Below are 16716 nucleotides of genomic sequence, written 5' to 3'. Positions count from 1 at the left end.
TCCGACATGGCCCGCCCCCTGCTGGTCATCTTCGTGACGGCCGAAGCCGCGCGTGAGGGCCGGCTGGTCCACCTCGACGACAAGTTCGTCGAGGGCATGGCGCTGTATTGCCGCGAGTGGGACGGCCAGGTGAGGGTCGTCATGCCCGAGGCCCCTGCCCCGCCCCCGTTCAGTCACGCCCGCGATCCGACCGCGCTGGGGTTCGATCTGGTGCTGATGCCGCCCGCCACCCCGCCCGGGGCGCTGCTGCCGCCCGAGGCGGGGATGGTCCTCGGCTCGGCCGATTCCGCGGCGCAGCTTGGGTTGGCCGATCTCTGCCGGGCGCGCGGCGTGCCGCTGGTGTTCGGGATCGAATACACGCTCGGGACGCGGCTCAGGATCGCGCGGATGGACCCGGCGCGCAACGCAGCCCGGCGGCTCTGGTCGGCGGGCTGGAACCTGCGGCAAGAGCCGCGCCGCCGGGCCGCGCTCGCCCGTGCCGACGGGGTGCAGATGAACGGCTTTCCCGCGGCCGCCGCCTATGCGGGGCTGAACCGGCGGAGCCTGCTCTACCTCGACAACCGGATGACGGCGGCGATGATGGCCACGCCGGCCGAGATGGCGGCGCGGGCCGCCCGCCACGCCAGGCGGGCGCCGCTGCGGTTGATCCACTCCGGCCGGCTCGAACCGATGAAGGGGGCGCACCTCATCGCGCCGCTGGTGGCCGCGCTGGATGCGGCTGGAATGACCTACAGCCTCGACATCTACGGCGAGGGCAGCGTGCTGCCGGCCCTTAAGGCCGCGCTGGCGGCGCTGGGGCACCGCGCGGGCGGCAAGGAGCATGTGCGCCTCCACCGCCCCCTGCCCTTCGCCGACGGGCTGGTGCCGGTCTCGCGGCGCGAGGCGGACTTGTTCGTCAGCCTGCACACCCAGTCCGACCCGTCGTGCAGCTACATCGAGGCGATGGGCTGCGGCCTGCCGGTGGCGGGCTTCGACAACCGGATGCTGACCCCGCTGGTGGCGCGGTCAGGCGGCGGCTGGACGGTGCCGATGGGCGACGTGCGCGCGCTCGCCGCCCGGATCAGGGCGCTGGATGCCGACCGCGCGGCGCTCATGCGGGCGGCCGAGGCCGGGCTGGCCTTTGCCGCCCGCCATGATTTCGAGCGTGAGTTCACCGCCCGCACGGACCAGCTCAAGGCGATCTGCGATGCCGCGACCGCCAGGCGCGGCGGGCGTGGCCCGGCAGGATCATGAAGCCCCTCGCATAGCGCCCGGCGAGCCGGCGCGGATCACTCAGCATCCGCCACAGCCACTCCATCCGCGCTCGGCGCACGAGCCGGGGGGCGCGGCGCTGGTCCCCGGCGAGGAAGTCGAGCCCCGCCCCGATCGACGCAAACCCGACCCCCGGCAGGCGGCGGCGGGCGAAGGCGGCGAAGATCTCCTGCCGCGGCGCGCCGAGGGCGAGCAGGCACAGCCCCGCGCCCGACCGCGAGATGCGGTCGGCGACCGCCTCGGCCTCGGCGCCGGTCGGATCGAAGGGGAACCCCGGGGCATGGGTCAGGACGATGCGCGCCCCCGGCACCTCGCGCCCCAGCCGCGCGGCGGCGCGCACGAGGCTCTCGCCCCGCCCGCCGATCAGCGCCACGCCCACCCCCGCCGCCGTGGCGGCCCGGACCAGCGGCACCACGAGGTCCGAGCCGGGCACCAGCCCCACCGGCCGGCCGGAAAGGCGGGACAGCCACACCACAGGGTTCCCGTCCGCCACCACCAGATCATGCGCCGCATAGGCTGCGCGGAACCCCGCCTCCCGCCCCAGTTTCTCGAGGTGATCGACGTTCAGCGTCGCCAGCGCGAACCCCTGCCCCGCCTCAAGCCGCGCGGCGACCTCGGCCAGCAGGCTCGGGGCGTCGGCGTGGGTCAGCCGGACGCGCGCCCCGTCGGGATATGCAAACTCCACCTGCCCCTCCTCTCGCCCGGCGCCCCGGACCTGCATGAAAAGATAAGCCCGCGCGTCTATACTTGGCTCTGTCCTGCGGCCTATACTCGGGGCGTTGTAGTTGTTTGTTTGAATGAGTTTGGCCGTGAACGAGGGGTCGTCAAGCGTATCCCGCCCCGGGCACGATCAGTTTGCGATCGTCGGCATGGCAGCCCAGCTTCCGGGCGCCGAGACTGTCGGAGCCTACTGGCGCAACCTGTGCGAGGGGGTCGAGTCGATCGCGCGCCGGTCGGCCGACGAGCTGGCGGCGGCGGGCGAATCCGCGCTGCATCTGCGCGATCCGCATTACGTTCCGGCCGCCGCGATCCTCGACCAGTTCGACGGCTTCGACGCCGAGTTCTTCGGGCTCTCGCCCAAGGACGCGGCGATCATGGACCCCCAGCACCGCAAGTTCCTGGAAAGCTGCTGGAACGCGCTCGAGGATGCGGGCCACGTCCCCGAGAGCTTCCCCGGACCCATCGGCGTCTTCGCCGGCTGCGGGATGGGCAGCTATTTCTACTTCAACCTCTGCTCGAACCGCGAGCTGGTGGACGGCGTGGGGATGTTCCTCTTGCGCCACACCGGCAACGACAAGGATTTCCTCGCCACCCGCGCCAGCCACCTGTTCGACCTGACCGGGCCCAGCGTGAACGTGCAGACCGCCTGCTCGACCTCGCTGGTCGCGGTGCATCTGGCCTGCCAGTCGCTCGCGTCGGGCGAGTGCGACATGGCGCTGGCCGGCGGGGTGACGATCGAGCTGCCGCACGGGCGCGGCTATCTCTACAAGGAAAACGAGATCCTGTCGCCGGACGGGCATTGCCGGGCGTTCGACCACCGCGCGCAGGGCACCGTGTTCGGCAGCGGGACGGCGGTGGTGGTGCTGCGCCGGCTGGCCGATGCGCTGGCCGACGGCGACCACATCTGGGCGGTGGTGCGGGGCAGCGCGATCAACAACGACGGCGCCGCCAAGGCCGGCTATCTCGCCCCCAGCGTCGAGGGCCAGGCCGCGGCGGTGGCCGAGGCGCTGGTGATGTCGGGGACGCCCCCCGACAGCGTCGGCTATGTCGAGTGCCACGGCACCGGCACGCCGCTCGGCGACCCGATCGAGATCGCCGCGCTGAACCACGCCTTCGCCCGCGTCCCCGCGGCCGCGGCGCGGGCGGGGCCGTGCCTCGTCGGCTCGGTCAAGACCAACATCGGCCACCTCGACACCGCGGCGGGGACGGCCGGGCTGGTCAAGGCGGCGCTGGCCGTCCACCACGGGCGCATCCCGCCCACGCTGGGGTTCTCGGCCCCGAACCCCGCGATCGACTTTGCCGGCGGACCGTTCCGGGTCGCGGACCGGCTGGCCGACTGGCCCGAGGCGATGCGTCCGCGCCGCGCGGGCGTCAACTCGCTCGGCGTCGGCGGCACCAACGCCCATGTCGTCCTCGAGGAACCCCCGCCCCCCGCCGCGGCCGAGGACTCCGACTGGCCCTTCCATATCTTCACCGTCTCGGGCCGCAGCCGCGCGGCGCTCGACGACAATGCGGCGGCGCTGGCCGGCTGGCTCGAGGCCCATCCCGACGCCGATCCCGCCGACATCTCGCACACGCTGGTCCGTGGCCGCCGCCGGTTCGAGCGGCGCCGAGTGCTCGTCGCCCATGACCCGGCCGAGGCGGCGGCGCTGTTGCGCGGGGGCGCCGACAACCGCCGGGTGTTCGACGCCCAGAAGGCCGGCGACGACCCGCGCGTCGTCTTCATGTTCCCCGGCGGCGGGGCCCAATACGCAGGCATGGCGCGCGGGCTTTACGACACCGAGCCGGTGTTCCGCGAGTGGATGGACCGCGGGCTGGCGCATCTGGCCACCCTCGGCCCCGACCTGCGCCCGCTCTGGCTGCCCGAACCGGACGCCACCGCCGCGGCCGATGCGGCGCTGATGCGGCCCTCGGCGCAGCTGCCGCTGCTGATGATCGTCGAATACGCGCTGGCGCGGCTGTGGATGGCCTGGGGCGTCACCCCCGCGGCGCTGATCGGCCACAGCATGGGCGAGAACGCCGCCGCCTGCCTCGCCGGGGTGATGAGCTTCGAGGACTGCATCGGCCTCGTCCATCTGCGCGGGACGCTGTTCGACGGGGTGGCGCCGGGCGGGATGCTGTCGGTGCCGCTGGCACCCGAGGGGTTTGCGGCCGAGCTGGGCGATCTGGATCTTGCCGCGGTGAACGCGCCGTCGCTGTCGGTCGTGTCGGGGCCGCAGGCGGCGCTCGACGATTTTGCCGCGGCGATGGCGGCGCGGGGGGTCGAGACGCAGAAGATCGCCATCTCGATCGCCGCCCACTCGCGGATGCTCGAGGACATCCTGCCGCGCTTCCGCGCCTATCTGGCGGGCATCCGCCTTTCAGCCCCGCAGATCCCGATCATCTCGAACCGCACCGGGCGGCCGCTCACCGACGCCGAGGCGACCGATCCCGACTACTGGACCGCGCATCTGCGCGGCACCGTCCATTTCGCCGAGGGCATCGCTCATCTGTCTGCCGACCCCGCGACGCTGTTCGTCGAGGTCGGGCCGGGCCGGGCGATGTCGTCGATGGCCGGGGCCAATCCCGGGGTGCGGCCCTTCCAGGTGATCTCGACCCTGCGGCACCGCGACCAGGCGGTGGGCGACGATCTCTTTTTCATCAACGCGCTGGCCCGGCTGTGGGCGGCGGGGGGCGACTTCGACTGGGCGCAGATCTGGGGCGACGCCGCGCGGCGGCGGCTGCCGCTGCCGGGCTACCAGTTCCAGCGCAAACGCTATTTCATCGAGCGCAGCGCGGCCTCGGCGGCGGTCGAGGACGAGGCGCCGGCGCGGATCGAGGACCCGGCGGGCTGGGGCTGGCGCCCGGTCTGGCGCCTCTCCGCCCCGGCGGTCGAACTGGACGCGCTGGGCGCGCCGCTGCACCCGCCGCTGCGCTGGCTGGTGCTGGCCGACGAGATGGGGGTCGCCGATCGGGTCGCGGATCGGCTGCGCGCGGGCGGGCACGCGGTGACCCTGCTGCGCGCCGGCGACCGGGTGGCGCAGACGCCCGAGGGGCTGACGCTGCCGCCCGAGGCCGGGCGCGACGGCTATGCGCAGATGCTGGGGATGCTCGACGCGCCGGTGGACCGGATCGCGCATTTCTGGGGCATCACCTCGGGGCAGAGCTGCCGCCCGGGGTCGAGCGTGCCGATGGCCCATCTCGAGCGGGGGTTCTTCAGCCTGCTGCATCTGGCGCAGGCGCTGGGGTCCGAATGGCCCGACGCGAACCCGGCGCTGATCGCGGTCTGCAACGACGCGCTGAGCGTGGCGGGCGAACCGGCCCCGCATCCCGAAAAGATGACGGCGACCGGCCCGGTGCGGATGCTGCCGCGCGAGGGTGGCGGCCCGGCGCGGCTGGTCGATGTCCGGCTGCCGCCGCCGCGCCGCGGGCTGATCGGGCGCACCCAGCCCGACGAGGCCGGGCTCGACCGGCTGGCCGATGCGCTGCTCGAGGAATTGCTCGCCCCGGTCAGCGGGGACGAGCCGCTGGTCGCCTGGCGCGGCGGGCGACGGCTCGTCCAGCAGCTCGCCCCCCTGCCCCTCGCGCCCCATCCGCCCGCGGCCATCCCGCCCGGCGCAGTGACGCTGATCACCGGCGGCTTCGGCGGGATCGGGCAGGCGCTGGCGCAGGATCTCGCCCGGCGCGGCTGGGCGCGGCTGGTGCTGACGACGCGCGAGCCTCTGGACGGGCAGAGCGCCCGCAGCCGCGCGGTGCTGGAGGCGGTCGCGGGCTTGCGCGCGGCGGGGGCCGAGGTGCTCGCCGTGACGGCCGACCCGAACAGCGCCGAGGACATGACCGCGGCGGTGGATGCGGCGGTTGCGCGGTTCGGCCCCGTGGACAGCGTCCTGCACGCCGCGGGCCTGACTCGCGACGGGCTGATGGCGGGCAAGAGCGACGACGAGGCGTGGGACGTGCTCGCCCCCAAGATGCACGGCACCGACGCGCTGATCGCGGCGCTGCGCGGCCGCCCGCCGCGGCTGACGGTGCTCTTCGCCTCGACCAGCACGGCGATCGCGCCGGCCGGCCAGGCGGACTATGTCGCGGCGAACGAGTATCTGAACGCCATAGCCCGGCAGGCCCCGCCCGAGCTGGGCCGGGTGGTGGCGGTGAACTGGGGGGTCTGGGCCGACACCGGCATGGCCGCTCGCGCTACCGGCGCGGTGCGGGCCACGCCTGCCGAGCCGGTGGCGCACGCCGTTGGCGCGGCGCCCAACCCTGCAACGACGAGCCATGAGCCTGAGGCCGGAACACCTGCGTCCGGCCCGCTGCTCGGGCTGCGCCTGCCGGGAGATGACGCGCTGCGCTTCGTCCGCCGCCTCAGCGCCGCGGACTGGGTCATCGACGAGCACCGGACCGAGTCGGGGCAGGCGCTGCTGCCCGGCACCGGCAGCCTCGAGATTCTGGCCGAGGCGGCGCGCGAGGCGGGCCTCGCCCTGCCGCTGACCCTGCGCGGCGTCGAGTTCCTGCGCCCCGTACTGGTCCCCGACGGGGCCGAAATGCGGCTCTCGGTCGAGGTTGCGCGGGTCGAGGATGCCGCCCGCATCACCCTCTCGGACGGGGCCGGCGACGGGGCGAACGTCACCGCACTGGTGGTGCCGCTGGCCGATCCCGCCCCGCCGCCGCCCCCGGCGCCACCCCCCGCGCCGGGGGGATGGGACGAGGACGGCGGCGGCCGGCCGCTCGCCTCGGCGCAGGCGCCGCGGATGCGGTTCGGCCCGCGTTGGCAGGTCCTGCGCCGTCACCGGATCGCGGGCGACGCCGGCGTGGCCGAGCTGGCGCTCGACCCGGCCTATGCCGGCGATCTCGCGCAGGGCTATCTGCTGCACCCGGCGCTGATGGACATCGCCACCGGCTGGGCCATGCCGCTGATCCCGGGCTGGACGGCCAGCCATCTCTGGGTGCCGCTCGGCTACGACCAGCTCGACCTCTGGCGCCCGTTGCCGGCGCGGGTCACGAGCCACGTCCGCCTGACCGCCGCCACCGGCGGCATGGCGCGCTTCGACGTGACGCTGACCGATCCCGAGGGCGCCGTCTGCTGCCGCATCACCGGCTTCGCCCTGCGCCGCCTCGACACCGCCGCGGCGGGGTTCACCGCAGGCCCCGAAGCCGCCCCGGCGCACAGCGCCCACCCCGTCCACCACGACCCCGGCGAGCGGCGGCTCGCCCATCTCGTCGCGCAGGGCATTCCCGCCGCCGAGGGGCCGCGGGCGCTCGACCGCGCGGTGGCGAGCGGGCTGCCGCAGCTCTACATCTCGTCGATGGACCTGCCGGCGCTGGTCGCCGACGCCGCCCGCCCGCCCGAGGCCGACCGCGGCGGCCAGAGCTTCGAGCGCCCCGAGATGGACGCCGACTACGTCCCCCCCGCCCCCGGCACCCAGTCCGAGCTGGCGACGATCTGGGCCGAGCTGCTGGGCGTGGCGCAGATCGGGGCCGAGGACAGCTTCTTCGACCTCGGCGGGCACTCGCTGATCGCGGTGCGGATGTTCAACCAGCTGCGCAAGGTGTTCGGGGTCGATCTGCCGATCTCGACGCTCTTCGAGACCCCGACCATCGCCGGCCTCGCCCGGCTGGTCGAGGAGCGCGCCGGCCCCCGCGCCACCCCCGATGCCGCGGGCACCCCCGGCACCCAGCCCGCGCCTGTGCCCCACGCACCCACCCGCCGCCACCTCGTCCCGATGGGCGGCCAGGGCGGCGCCACGGGGGGCACGCCGTTCTTCCTTGTCGCCGGGATGTTCGGCAACGTGATGAACCTGCGCCACCTCGCCCAGCGGGTCGGTGCCGACCGGCCGTTCTACGGGCTGCAGGCGCGCGGGCTGTTCGGCGAGGACCGCCCGCACGAGGATTTCGCCGAGGCCGCCCGCGACTATCTGGCCGAGGTGCGGCAGGTGCAGCCGCGCGGCCCCTATCTGCTCGGCGGCTTCTCGGGCGGTGGCCTGATCGCGCTCGAGATGGCCCGCGCGCTCAAGGCCGAGGGCGAGGCGGTGGCGCAGCTCGTCCTGCTCGACACGCCGCTGCCGCAGCGCCCGGTGCTGAGCCGCCGCGACAAGCTGATGATCCGCACCCAGCAGCTCAAGGCCGAGGGGCCGGCGTTCCTCGCCGCCTGGGCGCGCGACAAGCTCAGCTACGAGCTCGCCCGGCGCCGGCAGGCGGGGGCCGCGAACGAGCCCGAGGCGTTCCACGACCGCGCCATCGAGGCGGCCTTCCGCGCCGCCCTGCCCCGCGTCGCGCTGGCCCCGTGGGAGGGGCCGGTGACGCTGTTCCGCCCGCCGCTCGACCGGCGCTGGAAGGTCTCGGGCGACCGCTGGGTCACGACCGGGCGCGAGTATCTCTACGGCGACAACGGCTGGGGCGACTGGATGCCCGCGCTGCGGGTGGTCGAGGTGCCGGGCGACCACGACTCGATGGTGCTCGAGCCGAACGTCCGCCGCCTCGGCACGGTGCTACGCGACATCCTGCGCGCCGCCGACCGGACCGGACCCCGGATGGCCGCCGAATGACCGCCCCGCACGTCCTGCACACGATCATCCTGAACTGGCGCACGCCCGCGCTGACCCTCGCCGCCGCCGAGGCCGCGCTTGAGGCGATGGAGGGGATCGCAGGCGGCATCACCATCGTCGACAACGACTCGGGCGACGGCTCGGAAGCGCTGCTCGCCGCCGAGGCCGCGGCGCGGGCGTGGACCGCGGGCGGGCGGCTGGCCGTCGTCGGCTCGGGGCACAACGGCGGGTTCGGCGCGGGCAACAACTTCGCCATCCGCCGCGGCCTGCCGGACGGCCGGCGGGCCGATCTGGTCTATCTGCTGAACTCGGACGCGATGCCCGCGCCGGACGCGATCCGCGCGCTCATCGCCCATCTCGACGCTCACCCCGAGGCGGGGATCGCCTGCTCGCGCCTGCACGGGCCCGCGGGCGACCACCACGACACCGCCTTCCGCTTTCCCTCCGTCGCCGGCGAGTTCGAGGCGACCGCCCGCACCGGCCCGGTGACGAGGTGGCTCGCGCGTCACGTCGTCGCGCTGCCGCGGCCCCAGGTCTCGGGGCGGGTGGACTGGTCGGCGGGCGCCTCGATGATGATCCGGCAGGCGGTGATCGACGAGATCGGCGACTTCGACGAGGGGTTCTTCCTTTATTTCGAGGAAACCGATCTCTGCCGCCGCGCCGCCGCCCGCGGCTGGCAGACCCATTACGTCGTCGAAAGCAAGGTCGTCCATGTCGGCTCGGCCAGCACCGGGATGAAGACCTGGGCGCGCGTCCCCGACTACTGGTACGCCTCGCACGACCGCTATTTCCGCAAGCACCACGGCCGCCGCGGGGCGCTGGCGGCCGCGATGGCCCATGTCGCGGGCGGCGGGCTGTGGCGGCTGCGCTGCCTGATCGAACGCCGCGCGCCGGGCGTGCCGCCCGGCCACCTGACCCGCATGGCCCGCGGCGCCGTCGCCCGTGCCGTCCGGCCTGAAAGGAAGACGCCATGACCCGGTTCTCTGCGATCCTCGTCGGCAACGAGCTGCTGCTGCGCCACGCCGCCGACCTGCTGCGCGCGCGCGGTCACGAGGTGCGGGCGATCATCACCTGCAACCCCGACCTGCGCGCCTATGCCACGAGCCACGGCATCCCGGTCGAGGATCAGGACGCCGCCGCCCTGACGGCGCCCGACGCCGACTGGCTGTTCAGCATCGCCAATCTCTCGATCCTGCCGCGCGAGACGCTGGCCCGCGGCCGGCTGGGGGCGATCAACTTCCATGACGGCCCCCTGCCGCGGATGGCGGGGCTGAACGCGCCGGTCTGGGCGATCATCGGCGGGCACGCGCGGCACGGCATCTGCTGGCACCTGATCGAGGGCGGCATCGACGAGGGCGACGTGCTGGTGCGCCGCGACTTTCCGATCCGCGCGGACGACACCGCGCTGACGCTGAACGCGCGCTGCTTTGCCCAGGCCGCCGACAGCCTGCCGGAGCTGGTCGAGATGCTGGAAACCGGCGATCTGCGCCGCGAGCGGCAGGATCTGGGCCAGCGCAGCTATCTGCCCAAGGCCAAGCGGCCCGAGGCCGGCGGGCTCGTGGACCTCTCCGGTCCGGCGCAGCGGGTGGTCGATCTGGTCCGGGGGCTCGATCACGGCGCCTACTGGAACCCGCTGGCCGAGCCGCGGCTGGCCCTGCCGGGCGGGCGGGTGGCGACGGTGACGCAAGCGGATCTCGTGGACGGCGGCGGGGTGCCGGGCACGGTGCTGGCGGCCGGCGACCGCAGCCTGACCGTCGCCTGCGCCGACCGCGCCGTGCGGCTGGCGCTGCGCGAGCCGCTGGACCTGCCGCCGCCCGGCACGGTGCTCGGGACCGATCCCGCGCTGCGCGCGCAGCTGGGCGCGTTCGCCGCCGCGGCGGCACCTCACGACGGCTACTGGCGCAAGCGTCTGGCGCGGATGGACCCGCTGCACCTCGCGGACCTGCCGCCGCAGGCCGAGGCCGCCGGCGCCCCGCGCAGCCGGATCGCCATCCCCGCACAGGGGAGCGATGCCCGCGCCACACGGGCCGCCGTGGCCGCGGTGCTGGCCCAGATCGCCGGGCGCGCCGGCGCCACGGTCGCGCTGCGGCCCGAGGGTCACCCCGACGACCCCACCGGCATGGTCAGCGACTGGGTGCCGCTGGCGCTGCCCGACGCGCCCGACCTCGCCGGCATGGCCGCGGCGCTCGACACGGCGCTGGCGGCGCAGGCCGGTCGCGGGGCGTTCATGGCCGACCTGCGGCACCGCGCGCCCGAGCTGCGCCATGCTGCGATCCCGGACGTGGCCCTCGACCTCACCGGTCGCGGCCCAGTGGCCGAGAGTGCCGCCACACTGTTCCTGTCTGGGACCGGCGTGACGCTCGACCACGACCCGGCGCGGCTCTCGCCCGCCGCGGCGCAGCGGCTCGCGGCGCGGATCGGCTGGGCGCTCGAGGCGGCACCCGCGACCGCCGTCCGAGACCTGCCGGTGATGGACCCCGCCGCGCGCGAGGCGCTGCTGGTCGGGCGCAACGACACCGCGCGCGACATCCCCCCCGCCTGCATCCACGACCTCATCGCCGCGACCGCCGCCGCCGACCCCGAGGCCGTGGCGCTGGTGTTCGAGGACCAGAGCCTCAGCCGCCGCGCGCTTGACCGCGCCGCCAATGCGCTGGCTCACCGCCTCATTGCGGCGGGCGTCGGCCCCGACCAGCCGGTGGGGCTGATGGCAAGGCGCGGGCCCGAGCTGGTCATCGGTGCGCTGGCGATCTGGAAGGCGGGCGGCGCCTACCTGCCGCTCGACCCCGACTATCCGGCCGACCGGCTCACCTATTACCTCGCCGACAGCGGCGCTCGCGTGGCCCTGATCCAGCCGGGACTGGCGCTGCCCGCGGGGGCCGAGGGGGTCACCGCGCTGCCGATCGAGGCGGGCGAAGCCGAGGCGCCGCAGGTCGCGGTGACGCCCGCGCACCTCGCCTATCTCATCTACACCTCCGGCTCGACGGGGCGCCCCAAGGGGGTGATGGTCGAGCACCGGCAGGTGGCGAACTTCTTCGGCGGCATGGACGCCGAGATCCCGGTCGCGCCCGGCGACGCCTGGCTGGCGGTCACGAGCCTGTCGTTCGACATCTCGGTGCTCGAGATCTTCTGGTCGCTCGCCCGCGGTCTCAAGCTGGTCATCGCCGGAGAGGAGAGCCGCCTGGCCGTCTCGGCTGCCGCGAGTGGCCGTCCGGCCGGGGCGGCCCCCGGCAGCCCGGGGATGCAGTTCAGCCTCTACTACTGGGGCAACGACGACGGGCCGGGGGCGCTGAAATACCGTCTGCTGCTGGAAGGGGCGCGGTTCGCCGACGACAACGGCTTCGTGGCGCTCTGGACGCCCGAGCGGCATTTCCACGCCTTCGGCGGCCCCTACCCCAACCCCGCCGTGACCGGCGCGGCGGTGGCGGCGGTCACCAGCCGCATCTCGGTCCGCGCGGGCAGCTGCGTGGTGCCGCTGCACCACCCGGCGCGGGTGGCCGAGGAATGGGCGGTGATCGACAACCTGACCGGTGGGCGGGCGGCGATCGCCGTCGCCTCGGGCTGGCAGCCCGACGATTTCATCCTGCGCCCCGAGAACGCGCCGCCCCACAACAAGACCGCAATGATCGAAAGCGTGGATACGCTGCGCCGGCTGTGGCGCGGCGAGGCGGTGGCCTTTCCGCGCGCCGACGGCTCGATGCACGCGGTGGTGACGCAGCCCCGGCCCGTGCAGCGCGAGCTGCCGATCTGGGTGACGGTCGCCGGCAACCCCGAGACCTGGGCCGAGGCCGGCCGGCTGGGCGCCAACGTGCTGACTCACCTGCTAGGCCAGAGCATCGACACCGTGGCCCAACGGATCGGCGAATACCACGCCGCCCTGCGCGCGGCGGGGCATGATCCGGCCGACTTCACCGTGACGCTGATGCTGCACAGCTTCCTCGCCGAGGACCGCGAGACGGCGCGCGAGATCGCCCGGGGGCCGATGAAGGACTATCTCCGCGCGGCCGCCGCGCTGGTCAAGCAATACGCGTGGGAGTTTCCGGCCTTCCGCCGCCCGGCGGGGATGACCAACCCGATGGCCATCGACCTCGGCACACTGACCGAGGAGGAGCTCGACGGCATCCTCGAGTTCGCCTTCCTGCGCTATTTCGAGGACTCGGGGCTGTTCGGCTCGCTCGACGACGCCATCGCGCGGGTCGAGCAGCTCAAGGCCATCGGCGTGGGCGAGATCGCCTGCCTCATCGACTACGGCATCGCCCCCGATGTGGTGGCCGGGTCGTTCCCGCTGCTGGCCCGGCTACGGGCGGCGACCGGGGGCGATACCGGTGAGGCCGATCCCGGCGATTACTCCATCGCCGCGATGATGCGCCGGCACGGGGTCACGCATCTGCAATGCACCCCGAGCATGGCGCGCATCCTCGTCGCTGACCCGGCGGTGGCCGGGCCGTTGGGCGGGCTCAAGGTGCTGATGCTGGGCGGCGAGGCACTGCCGCCGCCGCTGCTGGGCGAGCTGCGCGGGCTGACCGGCGCGCGGATCATGAACATGTACGGCCCGACCGAGACGACGATCTGGTCGACCACGGCGGTGCTCTCGGCCGAGGTCACGGGCGCGCCGATCGGCCGGCCGATTGCCAACACCACGGTCTATGTGCTCGACGCCGACGGTCGCCCGGTCCCCGAGGGGACCGAGGGCGAGCTGTGGATCGGCGGCGACGGGGTGACGCGCGGCTACTGGAACCGCCCCGACCTGACCGAAGCGGCGTTCCGCCCCGACCCGTTCCGCAGCACGCCTCAAGGCGGGCGGATGTACCGCACCGGCGACCGGGTGCGCTGGCGGCCAGACGGCGGGCTCGACTACCTCGGGCGGATCGACCAGCAGGTGAAGCTGCGCGGCTTCCGCATCGAGCCGGGCGAGATCGAGGCCGCGCTCGCCCGCCAGCCCGGCGTGCGCGAGGCGGTGGTGATCGTGCGCGAGGACACCCCGGGCGATGCCCGGCTGGTCGGCTATGTGACCGGCACGCCCGGCGACGAGGCCGGCTTGCGCGCGGCGCTCGAGCGCGACCTGCCGGCGCATATGGTGCCGGGGCGGATCGTCCGGCTCGAGCAGCTGCCGCTGACGCCCAATCGCAAGATCGACCGCAAGGCCCTGCCCCCGCCGGGCACGGTCGCCCCCGCCCGCGTCGCCGCCGCGCCGACCGCCGCTGCCTCGGCGCCCGCCGAGAGCACCATGCCCCCGGCGCAGACCGGCGACCGCGCGGCTGCGATCCGGGGGATCTGGTGCGAGGTGCTGGGCGTGTCTGAACTCGGCGTCCGGGACAATTTCTTTGCCGCCGGTGGGCACTCGCTGCTGGCGATCCAGATGCACCGGACGCTGCGCGACCGGCTGGGGCTGGCGCATCTGGGTGTGACGGACGTGTTCCGCTTCCCGGTTCTGGGGGATTTCATCCGCCACGCCGAGGGCGGCCCGGCGGCCGCGGCCCCGCCGCCGCGGGCCCCGGCCCCGGCCCCGGCGACTGGCGTGGACCCCGCGGAGGACAGCATGGCCGCCCGCCGTGCCCTGCGGGCCCAGATGCGCCAGCAGCCCCGGCCCTAGCGCGCGGGCTGCCCGTCCCGGCGGGTGGCCTCGCCCGCCTGCTGGAACAGCGCCGCAAGCTGGGCCGCCGACTGGCGGACGTCGTGGCGCGCCACGACCCGCGCGCGCGCGCTGTGCCCCATGGCCGCGAGCGTCTCGCGCGGGCTGTCGGCGACCGCGACCATTGCGGCGGCAAGCGCCGCCTCGTCCCCCGCCGGGACCAGCCAGCCGTCGTGGCCGGGTCGCGCCAGTTCGGGGATGCCCGCGATCATTGTGGCGACCACGGGGCGCCCCAGCGCCATCGCCTCCATCATCACCACCGGCAAACCCTCGGCGAAGCTCGGGACGACCAGCGCATCGGCCGCGGCGAGCGCGCGGCGGACGCCCGCCCGGTCCTGCCAGCCGGCCAGCTCGACCGCCTCGCCCAAGCCGGCGGCCGCCAGCATCGCCTCGATCTGCGGGCGCAGAGGCCCGTCGCCGACCAGCGTGAGGCGCAACCGCGGGCGCTCGGCGCGCGCCCGGGCGAAGGCGCGGACGAGCAGGCCGAAGCCCTTCTGCTCGGCGAAGCGCCCGACCGCCACCAGCCGGCCCGGATCGGCCGGCAGCGGCAGGGGGGCGGGAAACTCGTCCAGGTCGATGCCGCAATGGACGACATGGACCCGGTCCCAGTCCTGCGGCGCGGCCCACCGCCAGAGCTGCGAGCGGCCGAAGCTGCTGACGGCGACGGCAAAGGCCGCGGACGCGATCTTGCCGCCGAGGTCGAGCTGGACGGGGGCGTCGAACTCCTCGGGGCCGTGGACGGTGAAGCTGAAGGGCGGGCCGCCGAGGCGGCGCGCATACCCCGCGATCCGGGTCGAGTTGGTGCCGAAATGGGCGTGCAGATGGTCGAGCCCCAGCTCGCGCGCCCGCCGGGCGATGACGGCGCCCTCGGCGAGATAGGCGAACTGCCGCGCGAGGCTCGATTCACCGGCCGCCGCGCGCGTTCGCGCGAGCCGCAGGGCGCCGGCCACCGCGGCAGGCGCGGCCCCGCTTTCCCGCAGCAGCGCGTCCAGCAACCCGCGGGCGCCGCGGTCGTGCAGATGCTCGGTGCGGTCGTGCTCGGCTCGGTCGAGCGGGTCAGCGAGGGCCGAGCGGTCACCGCGCATGGCGAATCTGTGGACATCGTGCCCGAGCGATTCCAGCGCCGCGATTTCACATCGGATGAAGCTGTGGGACGGCAGCGGATAGCTGTTGACAACATAACCGAGGTGCATGAAGCGTCACCGATAGCCGCACTATTTCGTGGCAGTATCGATGTTTCCCGTCAGCTTTTCCACCTCCCGGCGGAATCTCGCCGGGGTTAACGGATTTTTAGGCAATTTTACGGACGATGAACCAACGCACCGAATCGATCGTTCCGGATAAGCGCCGGGGCGCGCATACTCAGATGGTGGCGGGTGATTTGAGACACGGGAGGGGCAAGGGCATGGTTGGCACGCTCCTGCTGGGTATGGCTCTGGCGGTGGCGAGTGCGGCTGGCAGCATCGTTCTGCTCGGCGTCCGCCCGCTCGTGGGCCTGCTGGTCTATTCGGTCGTCGGTGTGATCGCGGTACTGGTCATCGCGATACGCACCGCCGCCTGTTCCGACGCCATCGAGGCCGCCGAGACGGTCAAACCGAAGCCCTGACTCGGCGCAGCGCAGGGGAATCACATCGATCCGGCCGGCCGTCGCCTACCAGTCGCGGCAAAAACGTCCGGCGCCCCTCTGCACCTAGTATCCCGTGCAGCGCAGCACGGCGCTGACCGTGCGCTTTAGGATCGCCAGATCGCTGGCCAGCGACAGGTTGCGGGCATATTCGGCGTCGAACGTCGCCCGCTGGGCGAAGCTGCTTTCGTTGCGATCCGAGATCTGCCACAGGCCGGTCACGCCCGGCCGCATGTCATAGTAGTCCGACCCCGGGTACAGAACGGCCTGGTTCAGCATCATCGGCCGCGGCCCGACGATGCTCATGTCACCGATCAGCACGTTCCAGAGCTGCGGCAATTCGTCCAGCGACGACTTGCGCAGGAAACGCCCGAACGGGGTGATGCGCGGATCGCGCTTGAGCTTCTGGGTCGACTCCCACTCGGCGCGGGCAGATGGATCGCGGGCGAGATGCGCCGCAAGCCGGGCGTCGGCATCGGCGACCATCGTGCGCAGCTTCCACATCCGGAACGGGCGGCCGGAGCGGCCGACGCGCATCTGGGTGTAGAGCGGCCGCCCACCCCGCAGCATGATGCAGACGACCAGGATCAGGACCAGCGGAACGACGATCGGCGCCGACAGCAGCACACTCGTCACGTCGAGCGGGCGCTTCGCAATCCGGGCATAGGGCTCATCGAGCGCCTTGGACCGGGGGCCGTGAACGATCTTGGAAACAGGGTACTGGATACGCGGTTGCGACAACATAAGGGTCTTCCATCGCTAACTGCTGGTATCATACGTCATACGGTCACCCCACGGTATAAAAATCTGTCCGATTGTCCATAAAGGCAGGTATTCATTGGCTTCTCTGGTGGAAAAAATTCCCAGAAGATCGTAATATCAACTGGTTGGTAAAATTTTAACGATTGGGTGAAGGCCTGCCCCGCGGGCCGCCCGCTGCAAATCGCATTTCAATTGAATTGCGAAATACAGCC

The 16716-nt window shown here is 73.5% G+C and carries 8 protein-coding genes; 5 read left to right on the top strand and 3 right to left on the bottom strand.

From position 1 onward, the window contains the following. Positions 1 to 6 precede the first annotated feature (6 nt). The gene (locus tag HGN31_RS00940; protein ID WP_168782055.1) at positions 7 to 1233 is read left to right on the top strand and encodes a glycosyltransferase; all 1227 of its coding nucleotides are present in this window, start codon (positions 7 to 9) and stop codon (positions 1231 to 1233) included. Here HGN31_RS00940 and HGN31_RS00935 read toward each other — a convergent pair. After that, complete coding sequence (locus HGN31_RS00935; protein ID WP_074826689.1) at positions 1172 to 1936, bottom strand: WecB/TagA/CpsF family glycosyltransferase; 765 nt, start codon at positions 1934 to 1936, stop codon at positions 1172 to 1174. The two genes, HGN31_RS00940 and HGN31_RS00935, sit on opposite strands and share 62 nt — an antisense overlap. 184 nt (positions 1937 to 2120) lie before the next feature. Between HGN31_RS00935 and HGN31_RS00930 the strand changes: the two genes are divergently transcribed. Genes HGN31_RS00930 through HGN31_RS00920 form a run of 3 tightly spaced genes read left to right on the top strand, consistent with a single transcriptional unit; the run spans position 2121 to position 14079 of the window. After that, positions 2121 to 8489, top strand: coding sequence for a type I polyketide synthase (locus tag HGN31_RS00930; protein WP_244961078.1), 6369 nt, complete (start codon positions 2121 to 2123; stop codon positions 8487 to 8489). Next, a complete protein-coding gene (locus HGN31_RS00925; protein WP_168782053.1) occupies positions 8486 to 9463 on the top strand; it encodes a glycosyltransferase in 978 nt (325 codons plus the stop codon). The genes HGN31_RS00930 and HGN31_RS00925 overlap by 4 nt, the downstream gene beginning before the upstream one ends. Then, entirely contained in the window at positions 9460 to 14079 is a 4620-nt protein-coding gene (locus HGN31_RS00920) for a MupA/Atu3671 family FMN-dependent luciferase-like monooxygenase (protein ID WP_168782052.1), read from the top strand. The genes HGN31_RS00925 and HGN31_RS00920 overlap by 4 nt, the downstream gene beginning before the upstream one ends. Here the strand turns inward: HGN31_RS00920 and HGN31_RS00915 are convergent. After that, positions 14076 to 15311, bottom strand: a complete 1236-nt coding sequence (locus HGN31_RS00915; protein WP_168782051.1) for a glycosyltransferase — start codon at positions 15309 to 15311, stop codon at positions 14076 to 14078. The genes HGN31_RS00920 and HGN31_RS00915 overlap by 4 nt on opposite strands. 116 nt (positions 15312 to 15427) lie before the next feature. On the opposite strand from HGN31_RS00915, the gene HGN31_RS00910 reads away from it, so the two are divergent. Continuing rightward, positions 15428 to 15724 carry a hypothetical protein gene (locus HGN31_RS00910; RefSeq protein WP_168782050.1) on the top strand — a complete coding sequence of 99 codons (297 nt, stop codon included), beginning with the start codon at positions 15428 to 15430 and terminating at the stop codon, positions 15722 to 15724. A gap of 84 nt (positions 15725 to 15808) precedes the next feature. Here HGN31_RS00910 and HGN31_RS00905 read toward each other — a convergent pair whose 3' ends face one another. Next, positions 15809 to 16486, bottom strand: a complete 678-nt coding sequence (locus tag HGN31_RS00905) for a sugar transferase (RefSeq protein ID WP_168782049.1) — start codon at positions 16484 to 16486, stop codon at positions 15809 to 15811. Positions 16487 to 16716: the final 230 nt, after the last annotated feature.

Source organism: Paracoccus sanguinis (genome assembly GCF_012689545.1).
In the GTDB taxonomy this organism is placed as follows: domain Bacteria; phylum Pseudomonadota; class Alphaproteobacteria; order Rhodobacterales; family Rhodobacteraceae; genus Paracoccus; species Paracoccus panacisoli.
Note: the sequence above shows the minus strand (reverse complement) of the source record. Positions and strands in the feature narration are given on the sequence as shown.

What these genes read in the sequence shown, in the direction of transcription:
- HGN31_RS00925 (WP_168782053.1), top strand. Translation starts at nt 8,486, where the DNA reads ATGACCGCCCCGCACGTCCTGCACACGATCATCCTGAACTGGCGCACG.
- HGN31_RS00905 (WP_168782049.1), bottom strand. Translation starts at nt 16,486, where the DNA reads ATGTTGTCGCAACCGCGTATCCAGTACCCTGTTTCCAAGATCGTTCAC.
- HGN31_RS00910 (WP_168782050.1), top strand. Translation starts at nt 15,428, where the DNA reads ATGAACCAACGCACCGAATCGATCGTTCCGGATAAGCGCCGGGGCGCG.
- HGN31_RS00915 (WP_168782051.1), bottom strand. Translation starts at nt 15,311, where the DNA reads ATGCACCTCGGTTATGTTGTCAACAGCTATCCGCTGCCGTCCCACAGC.
- HGN31_RS00940 (WP_168782055.1), top strand. Translation starts at nt 7, where the DNA reads ATGGCCCGCCCCCTGCTGGTCATCTTCGTGACGGCCGAAGCCGCGCGT.
- HGN31_RS00930 (WP_244961078.1), top strand. Translation starts at nt 2,121, where the DNA reads ATGGCAGCCCAGCTTCCGGGCGCCGAGACTGTCGGAGCCTACTGGCGC.
- HGN31_RS00920 (WP_168782052.1), top strand. Translation starts at nt 9,460, where the DNA reads ATGACCCGGTTCTCTGCGATCCTCGTCGGCAACGAGCTGCTGCTGCGC.